General features: G+C 70.2%; 10 protein-coding genes. 2 read left to right on the top strand and 8 right to left on the bottom strand.

Translation table 11 applies throughout. The annotated features are described in order from the left end of the window. Both IJH84_RS03240 and IJH84_RS03235 read right to left on the bottom strand, forming a co-directional pair. Nucleotides 1–695 (bottom strand): translation initiation factor IF-2 N-terminal domain-containing protein (locus tag IJH84_RS03240; protein ID WP_295139992.1); only part of this gene is annotated, 695 nt, incomplete at its 3' end. Between the two features lie 172 nt (nucleotides 696–867). Further along, complete coding sequence (locus IJH84_RS03235) at nucleotides 868–1,659, bottom strand: TIGR03936 family radical SAM-associated protein (RefSeq protein WP_295139994.1); 792 nt, start codon at nucleotides 1,657–1,659, stop codon at nucleotides 868–870. A 231-nt stretch (nucleotides 1,660–1,890) separates the two neighbouring features. Between IJH84_RS03235 and IJH84_RS03230 the strand changes: the two genes are divergently transcribed. Further along, nucleotides 1,891–3,243, top strand: a complete 1,353-nt coding sequence (locus IJH84_RS03230; RefSeq protein ID WP_295139990.1) for a S8 family serine peptidase — start codon at nucleotides 1,891–1,893, stop codon at nucleotides 3,241–3,243. Nucleotides 3,244–3,262: 19 nt separating this feature from the next. Here IJH84_RS03230 and IJH84_RS03225 read toward each other — a convergent pair whose 3' ends face one another. From IJH84_RS03225 to ndk, 3 genes are all read right to left on the bottom strand, one after another. Beyond that, a complete protein-coding gene (locus IJH84_RS03225; protein ID WP_295139988.1) occupies nucleotides 3,263–5,227 on the bottom strand; it encodes a TIGR03960 family B12-binding radical SAM protein in 1,965 nt (654 codons plus the stop codon). 70 nt (nucleotides 5,228–5,297) lie between these two features. Then, nucleotides 5,298–5,831, bottom strand: coding sequence for a GNAT family N-acetyltransferase (locus IJH84_RS03220; RefSeq protein ID WP_200070922.1), 534 nt, complete (start codon nucleotides 5,829–5,831; stop codon nucleotides 5,298–5,300). A gap of 1 nt (nucleotide 5,832) precedes the next feature. Further along, the gene (gene ndk / locus IJH84_RS03215; RefSeq protein WP_200070921.1) at nucleotides 5,833–6,243 is read right to left on the bottom strand and encodes a nucleoside-diphosphate kinase; all 411 of its coding nucleotides are present in this window, start codon (nucleotides 6,241–6,243) and stop codon (nucleotides 5,833–5,835) included. A gap of 274 nt (nucleotides 6,244–6,517) precedes the next feature. Here ndk and IJH84_RS03210 point away from each other — a divergent pair, with 274 nt between their 5' ends. Further along, nucleotides 6,518–7,618: a zinc-binding dehydrogenase gene (locus IJH84_RS03210; RefSeq protein ID WP_295139984.1), complete on the top strand. Its 1,101-nt coding sequence runs from the start codon at nucleotides 6,518–6,520 to the stop codon at nucleotides 7,616–7,618. On the opposite strand, the gene IJH84_RS03205 is transcribed toward IJH84_RS03210, so the two are convergent. The 3 genes from IJH84_RS03205 to IJH84_RS03195 form a co-directional block, all read right to left on the bottom strand. Beyond that, a complete protein-coding gene (locus IJH84_RS03205; protein WP_200070919.1) occupies nucleotides 7,615–7,767 on the bottom strand; it encodes a hypothetical protein in 153 nt (50 codons plus the stop codon). The two genes, IJH84_RS03210 and IJH84_RS03205, sit on opposite strands and share 4 nt — an antisense overlap. A 65-nt stretch (nucleotides 7,768–7,832) precedes the next feature. Then, a complete protein-coding gene (locus IJH84_RS03200; protein ID WP_200070918.1) occupies nucleotides 7,833–8,261 on the bottom strand; it encodes a type II toxin-antitoxin system VapC family toxin in 429 nt (142 codons plus the stop codon). Further along, nucleotides 8,258–8,503 (bottom strand): CopG family transcriptional regulator (locus IJH84_RS03195; protein ID WP_295139981.1); only part of this gene is annotated, 246 nt, incomplete at its 5' end. The genes IJH84_RS03200 and IJH84_RS03195, both read right to left, overlap by 4 nt.

The raw sequence follows: 8,503 nt of genomic DNA, 5'->3' as shown, positions 1-8,503 counted from the left end.
GCGGTCTTGGCGGTCTTGGCGGGCTTGGCGGTCTCCGCGGGCTCGGCGGGCTCGGCGGACTTCGGCGCCTGGCGGGCCGGGGCTGCCTCCGGCGCCAGGAACATGGCCTGCGGCGCCGCGAACACCGGGTTCAGGCCGGCGGACCCGGACTGCGCCGAACCGGACTGGGCCGACTCGGACTGCGCGGATTCCGACTGCGCGGACTCGGGGCGGGCCTGCCCGGAGCCCTCCGACGCGGACTCCTCCTGGTGCGTCTCCTGCTCGGCCGACGACCGGGCCGTTTCGGTTCGAGCGGGCTGCGCCGGAGCCGATCCCGTCCCCGCGGACTCGGCCGCTGAAGGCTGAGCCGCAGACTGGGTCGACCCGGATTGGGCAGCGGACGCTCGGGCCGGCCCCGCGTCCGCCGGACCCTCCGCGGCGGACTCCTGAGCCTCCGGTTCGATGCTCTCCGGCCGCAACTGGCGCACTACCCGCAGGGCGACTTCGCGCGTGATGTTGGACTGCGCGCTGCGCACCGGCTCACCCAGCGACTCCAGGGTGGTGATGATCTCCCTGCTGCTGCCGCCGAGCAGCTTCGCCAGCGCGTGCACCCGCAGCTTGGCGGGAAGTTCGAAAGTCCCCGACGATGCGCTGGTCCGATTGGATGTGGTCGATGACCCGCTGGTGTTCCCAGCGGGTGCTGCACTGTTCGACATTCAACTCCTCCGCCCCCGGGCGCGTCCGTGGACGCGGCCGCACAGGAGCATGTGCGTTCTGCGGTCTTCCGCCGCCCGCGAGCGACGGCAATTCTGTTGGTCCCCTCCGTCCCCGCTCTCGGTGAGCGGGGAAGTCCCACGGCGGGTGCGACGACGTCCACCCCGCCGAGCGTCACCCGGTCGGGAGTTCCCCCCGCTGGGTGGCTGCCGCCGCCCTGTCCAGGGCAAACGGGTCGGCGATCCCTCCCTCGTCGTCGAGCCGCCCTTGCTCCCAGCGAGTCGCTCGCGCGGCCGCCGGGGCCAGGTCGGCGACGACGCGCAGGGCGTTCAGCACGTCGTCGGGCCGCACGGCGGGTGTTGTCTGCCGCACGACCGTTACGAGTATCCCATATGGGTCCCGGCCCTTCGGCCAATCGTCCACTTGGGCGATGAAAGCGGGAAAACGGTCACTCAGCGCAGCCAAATCGGTACTGTCCAGCACTTCCGCGCTGAGCACCGCGGCCCGCGCATCCATGGTCCGCGTGCCGTCCTTGGTCGTGCGCTGCACCTCGACCCGCTCGGCGACCAGCAGTTCCGCCACCGCCGAGCGCAGCGCCGCGGGCGACACGCCCGGCAGCTCGGTCAGCCACCGACCGGCCTCCAGCCGTTCCGGCAACGAGCCCGGCCCCGCTTCCACGGCTTCGACCAGGTCCATTCCCGCTGGCAGCGCCCGGTTCAGCTCGGTGCACAGCACCGCTGGATCGACCTGCTCCGCGAGTTGCAGCTCCACGTACTCGGCTTCGCTGGCCACCCCGGTCGGTACCGCGTTGGCCCACGAGATCTTCGGCCGCGGGTTGAAGCCCTGGGACTGCGCCATCGGCACCCCGGCCCGGCGCAGCGCCCGCTCGAACGCGCGGGCCAAGTCGCGGTGCGAGGTGAATCGCAGGCGGCCGCGCTTGGTGTAGCGCAGCCGCAGCTTCTGCACCGGCGGGGCCGACGGATTGGGGTGGTCTCGGCGACGCACCGTGCTCCTCCCGAGCGTGGCCGCGTACCGGCCGGTCCTGCACTTGCATCGGGCGACGGCACCGGCCGCCCACCCCCGACGGTACCGCGCCGCCTCAGCACCCCGGCTATGCGGCGGCCGACGGCTTGTCCCACGCCGCGCGGGATGGCTACGGTCGCTCGTGTCGGCGCCCGGCCGTCCTGGAGGTTCGCCGTGCCCCTGGTCCGGCTGTTGCGCGCCACAGTCACGAGCCTGCTGGCCATGACCCTGCTGGCCGGTGTGGCGCCGATGGCCAACGCGGAACCGGACTGCCGCGATGCGGGCGCGAACCAGCGCTTCGTCGTGCTGTTCAACCCGGGAACGCCGCATTCCGAGGCGGCCGCGGAATCCGAGTCGCACTGCGGCGACATCGCCGCCTACTACCGCCAGATCGGGGTGGGCATCGTCGACTCACCGGACCCGGCTTTCGCCGAACGACTCGGACCGGACCGCGCCTACAGCGCCGAAAGCCGAGCCCGGGCCGACCGGCTCGGGCCGCAGCGGGCTCCCGTCGAAGTCCGCGGCTCGAACCCGTGGAACCTGCAGCGAGTCCGCGCCGACCAGGCGCACGCGATCACCAGGGGCAGCCGGGACGTGCACGTCGGCGTCCTCGACTCCGGTGTCGACGCCGCGCACCCGGAACTGGCCGCTGCCGTGGACACCCGGCGATCGGCGAACTGCCTCACCCCCGAGCACCCGCAGCTGGCCGAACGTCCGGTTGGTGAAGGGCACGGCACCCACGTCGCAGGCATCGTCGGCGCCGCCGACGACGGCAGAGGAGTCACCGGAGTCGCCCCGGAAACCGGCCTCGCCTCGATCCGCGTGGTCGACCCGGAGGGCTACGCGCATCCGGAGTACGCGGTGTGCGGATTCATGTGGGCCGCCGAGCACGACATCGACGTCGCCAACACCAGCTTCCTGGTCGAATCCGCTCAGCTCGGCTGCGGCTCCACTGGTTCGCCGGTTCCGCGGGAGGCGGTTCGGCGCGCGGTCCGGTACGCGACCGCGCACGACGTGCTCACCGTGGCGGCCGCGGGCAACGAGCGGATCGACCTCACGGCCGTTCCGCGGCGCGAGAAACCGGTGTGCGAGGCGGTGCCTGCCGGCTTGGACGGAGTCGTTTCCGTCTCCGCGATCGGGCGGAACTCGGTGAAGTCCGGTTACAGCTCCTACGGCTTGGGCGCGGTGGACATCGCTGCGCCCGGTGGTGAGCCCGGCGCCGACGAATGCGTGCGCTCGACCGTGCCCGGCGGTTACGGCTCGTCGTGCGGCACTTCCATGGCCGCGCCGCACGTCTCCGGGGTGGCGGCGCTGATCAAGACCCAGCACCCGGAGGCGGGGCCCGCCGAGCTGCGCCGCAGGCTGTTAGGGGGAGCGGATCCGATCGGCTGCCCCGGTACCTACGACCTCAACCGCGACGGCGCGCAGGATGCGCGGTGTCGCGGCGACCCCGCCGACAACGGCTTCTACGGGCACGGCCTCGTCGATGCCCGCAAGGCAGTCGCCGACCCGCCCGGTGCCGACTGAGAGCCGTTCAGGAGGCGCGCTAGGACTCGCTGAACGCCGGGTTCCGCACCGGCGAACCCTGTCCGACCGGGCTGATCGGCAGCAACGGCCGACCGGACGGCCCGACCTCGATGTCGGTGCCCATCGTCGGGCACACCCCGCAGTCGAAGCACGGCGTCCAGCGGCAGTCGTCCTGTTGGCGGGCGTCCAGCGAGTCCTGCCAGTCCGCCCACAGCCATTCCTTGTCCAGCCCGGAATCCAGGTGGTCCCAGGGCAGCACTTCGTCCTCGGCGCGCTCCCGGGTGGTGTACCAATCCAGGTCGATGCCGAAAGCGGCGAGTTCCTCGGCCGCGCAGTCCACCCACCGCTGGTACGAGAAGTGCTCGTTCCACCCGTCGAACCGGCCGCCCTCGCGCCAGACGCGCTCGACGACCCGGCCCAGCCTGCGGTCGCCGCGGGAGAGCAGTCCTTCGATCAGCGACGGCTTCCCGTCGTGGTAGCGCATTCCGATGTTGCGGCCGACGCTGCGGTCGGAGTTGATCACCTTGCGCAGTTTCCGCAACCGTTCGTCCACGGTGTCCGGATCGCACTGGGCCGCCCATTGGAACGGGGTGTGCGGTTTCGGCACGAACCCGCCGATCGAGATCGTGCAGCGGATGTCCTTGCGCCCGGCGGCCTTGCGGCCCTGCCGGATGACCTCCTTGGCCATCTCGGCGATCTGCAGCACGTCCTCGTCGGTCTCGGTCGGCAGGCCGCACATGAAGTACAGCTTCACCTGCCGCCAGCCGTTGGCGTAAGCGGTCGACACCGTCCGGATGAGGTCCTGCTCGGAGACCATCTTGTTGATGACCCGGCGAATCCGTTCGCTGCCGCCTTCCGGGGCGAAGGTGAGCCCGGAGCGGCGGCCGTTGCGGGACAGCTCGTTGGCCAGGTCCACGTTGAACGCGTCCACCAGCGTGGACGGCAGCGACAGGCTCGTGTTGGAACCTTCGTAGCGGTCCGCGAGGCCCTTGGCGTCCTCGCCGATCTCGGAGTGGTCGGCCGAGCTCAGCGACAGCAGCCCGACCTCCTCGAAACCGGTGTTCTCCAGCCCCTGCTGCACCATGTCGCCGATGCCTTCGGGCGAACGCTCCCGCACCGGCCGGGTGATCATGCCCGCCTGGCAGAACCGGCAGCCGCGGGTGCAGCCGCGGAAGATCTCCACGCTCATCCGCTCGTGCACGCTCTCGGCCAGCGGCACCAGCGGCTGCTTCGGGTACGGCCACTCGTCGAGTTCCATGGTGGTGCGCTTGAAGACGCGATACGGAGCCCGCTCGCGGTTCGGCACCACCTCGGTGATCGCGCCGTCCGCGCCGTAGCCGACGTCGTAGAAGCGGGGGATGTAGACACCGCCGCTTTCGGCCAGCCGCAGCAGGATCTCTTCGCGGCCGCCCGGCTCGCCCTCGGCCTTCCAGCGCCGGATCGCCTCGGTGATCTCCAGCACCGATTCCTCGCCGTCGCCCAGCACCACCGCGTCCAAGAAGTCCGCGATCGGTTCCGGGTTGAACGCCGCGTGCCCACCGGCCAGCACGATCGGATGCTCGTCGGTGCGGTCGGCGGCATGCAGCGGGATGCCCGCGAGGTCCAGCGCGCCGAGCAGGTTCGTGTAGCCGAGTTCGGTGGCGAAGCTGACCCCGAGCACGTCGAACGCGCCGACCGGCCGGTGCGCGTCCACGGTGAACTGCGGGATGCCGTGCTCGCGCATCAGCTCTTCGAGATCCGGCCACACCGAATAGGTGCGTTCGGCGAGCACGTCGGGCTGCTCGTTGAGGATCTCGTAGAGGATCATCACGCCCTGGTTGGGCAGCCCGACCTCGTAGGCATCCGGGTACATCAACGCCCAGCGCACCGAGGTGGCGTCCCACTCCTTGACGGTGGCGTTGAGCTCGCCGCCGACGTACTGCACGGGCTTGGAGACCTGCGTCAGCAATGGTTCCAAGCGGTCGAACACGGACTCCGCACTCACCCGGCCAAGGATAGTGGGCGTCCGCCCGGGGCGGGACGGCCCCGGTCCGCGGTGGACCGGGGCCGCCGGCTCACACGTCGCGGGTGAACCAGAGCTGGTCGCGGAGGTCGTCCTCGGCGACGCGCAGCGAGGCAGGCCAGCGGCCGGATTCGGTCCAGCCGCGCCGCCGGTAGAAGTCCTCCAGCCCCTGGCCGGACCTGGTCGTCAGCTGCAGCTTCGCGATGCCGAGGGCTTGCGCATGCGAAACCGCGGCGTCCAGCAGTCGGGAGCCGAGGCCCTGCGACTGCAGCTCGGGGTCGACCAGCAACCACTCGATCTCGCCGCGGTGCGCGTGGATCGGCAACGTCGCGGGTCGCAGCACCGCGACGCCTGCCAACGCGCGTTCCTGACCCATGATCAACAGGTGCCTGCGCTTGGGCCGCGCCGCCACGTCTTCGACGATCCGCCCGGCTAGCGCGCTGATCGTGTCCAGCTCGGTGGTCGCGGTGAAACCGGTGGCGCCGCCTGCGACGGTGACCCGCCCGAACAGGTCGGTCAGGGCCTGCGGCAGTTCCGGGTGCGGTTGGTCGACGCGCAGCGGTCCGCTGATGAACTCCTCAGTCACTTCACAGCTCCGGGAACCACAGCTTGATCTCGCGCTCGGCCGACTCCGGCGAGTCGGACCCGTGCACCAGGTTGTACTGGACTTCGAGGCCGTAGTCGCCGCGGATGCTGCCCGGCGCGGCCTTGTCGACCGGGTCGGTGCCCCCGGCGAGCTGGCGGAACGCCGAGATCGCCCGCGGGCCTTCCACGACCGCGGCCAGCACCGGACCGGACTTGATGAACTCCAGCAGCGAGCCGAAGAACGGCTTGCCGTCGTGCTCGGCGTAGTGCTGCTGGGCGAGCTCGTCGCCGACCTGGCGCAGCTCCAGCGCGACCAGCTTGAGCCCCTTGCGTTCGATCCGGCCGATGACCTCGCCGACCAGGCCGCGCTCGACCCCGTCGGGCTTGACCAGGACCAGGGTGCGCTCGCTCACGTTGCTTCTCCTTCACATCAGGGCGCGCGGCCCGGCTGCGCTTCGTTGCGCTCAGCGTATCGGCGCAGGTGAACCGATCGGGTCCGGGGCGTTGCTCCGCGAATCCGTTGCGCTGCCGGGCCCGGGAACGCTCCTGCAGTCTGCGCGGTGACCGCGGAACCGAATGCAGCAGGCACGTCCAGTGATCACCCGGCGACCCCTTGGTACCCAGGCATCCCGCGGGCTAGGTTCGGGACGGCCATACCGACCGGCCGGTCCGAACGAGGAGGTCCGGATGCGCGCAGCCGTGCACACCGCCGTGAACGAGCCGATGAGCATCGAGGAGATCGCCGACCCGCACCCCAACGCCGGTGAAGTCGCGATCGACGTGCTGTCCTGCGGCGCGTGCCATTCGGACCTGCACGTGCTGAAGGGCGAGCTGCCGTTCCCGACCCCGTCCGTGCTCGGGCACGAGGTCGCCGGCGTGATCTCCGAAGTGGGCCCGGACGTGACAGGTGTGCGCGTCGGCGACCGGGTGGTCACCAGCTTCATCATGCCGTGCGGGCGATGCGCGCAGTGCGCGCGCGGGAATTCGGAGATCTGCCTGGACTTCTTCGGCTACAACCGGGCGAAGGGCCAGCTCTACGACGGCAACACGCGGCTGTTCCGGCCCGGCGGTGAGCCGGTGTGGATGTATTCGATGGGCGGGCTGGCCGAACGCTCGGTGACCCCTGCGACCTCGGTGTACAAGGTTCCCGACGAGGTGGAGTTGAGCGATGTGGCTTCGGTCGGCTGCTCGACAATGACCGCCTACGGCGCGCTGCGGCACGCCGCGGACGTTCGGGTCGGGGACTCCGTCGCCGTGGTCGCCTCCGGCGGCGTGGGTAGCTCGCTGATCCAGCTGGCCGCGCTGTTCGGGGCCTCGACGATCGTCGCGGTGGACATCAGCGACGACAAGCTCGCCGCCGCGCGCAAGCTGGGCGCCACGCACACCGTGAACTCCGCCGAGGTCGATGCGCCCGCCGCGATCCGGGACCTGACCGGCGGCAGCGGTGTGGACGTGGCCTTCGAAGCGCTGGGCAACGTCGCCACGTTCGGCGTGGCGCGGGACTCGGTCGTCGAAGGCGGGCAGGTCGTGGTCGTCGGCATCGCCCCGAAGGGCAGCGTCGGCGAGTTCGACCTGGCCACCATCGCCCGGCGGAAATTGCAGATCAAGGGTTCCTACGGGGCGAAACCGCAGCGGGACATGCCGGTGCTGCTGGACCTGGTCGCGCGCGGGCAGTTGCGGCCGCAGGACACGGTGAGCCGCCGCTACTCGTTCGACGACGTGCAAGGCGCCTACGACGCGCTGAACCGCCGCGAGATCCAGGGGCGCGCGGTCATCGACATCGGCTAGTTCCAGCTTTCGCCGTCCAGGCATTCCAGCAGTGCGCTGTCGTCGTAGACGTCGACGCCCGGGCGGGCGTCGGCTTCGACCGCGGGCAGCGAGAACGTGCGGGTCACCAGCTGCGGCAGGTCGGGCGCGATGTCGTTGTTGATCTCCACATGCCAGGAATACCGATGATCAACACCGTCGCCAAGAACACGATCAGGTGCTCCTCGATCAACGGTCAGTCGAGCGGGTGCCGCCAGCGCAGTCCGGGGTAGCGCGCGAACCCGCGGTCGGCCGTGATCCACTCACAACCGTGCTCGATGGCGATAGCGGCCAAATATGCATTGGGAACGTGGTTGCCGATCGCGTCGGCCTTCCGGCACAGTTCCGTGAATATTTCCCAGTGCCGTGGACCCGGCTCGACAGCGACGAACGCCGGGGCTGCCCGAATCGCAGCGATCTCCTCCAGCGCCTGCTCCGGACGAAACGGCCGGGGAAAGATCCGCGGGTGGGTGATGACACGCAAGTATCCACTGAAAACCAGCGACGGGATGCCCACCGGAACCGTCCCGTTCAGCGCTTCCTCGAGCCATGCCGAATAGGCGTCGTACTCCGGCATGGCAACATTGTGCGCATTCACCAGGACATTCACGTCGCAGGCGATCATTCGTTCTCCATGAGATCGAGCAGCGCCGCGTTGTTGTTGAGGTCCACGCCCGGGTTGGGGCGACCAAGATCGAATGCGCGGAGCCGGAAACGTCCGCGGCCCGGGTCGCTCTGCTGGGCCCGTCGCAGCTCACCGAGTCGCACATCTTCTTCGATCAGCGCGCGGACGGTCGTGTTCTCCCGGGCAGCACGCACCTTGAGTTGATCGAGCAACGCATCGTCGATGGCAATCGTTGTTCTCAT

The organism is Saccharopolyspora sp. (assembly GCF_017434145.1).
Taxonomy (GTDB): domain Bacteria; phylum Actinomycetota; class Actinomycetes; order Mycobacteriales; family Pseudonocardiaceae; genus Saccharopolyspora_C; species Saccharopolyspora_C galaxeae.
The sequence above is the reverse complement of the archived record's forward strand: the minus strand, read 5'-3'. Positions and strand labels throughout refer to the sequence as shown.

What these genes read in the sequence shown, in the direction of transcription:
- IJH84_RS03210 (WP_295139984.1), top strand. Translation starts at nt 6,518, where the DNA reads ATGCGCGCAGCCGTGCACACCGCCGTGAACGAGCCGATGAGCATCGAG.
- IJH84_RS03200 (WP_200070918.1), bottom strand. Translation starts at nt 8,261, where the DNA reads ATGATCGCCTGCGACGTGAATGTCCTGGTGAATGCGCACAATGTTGCC.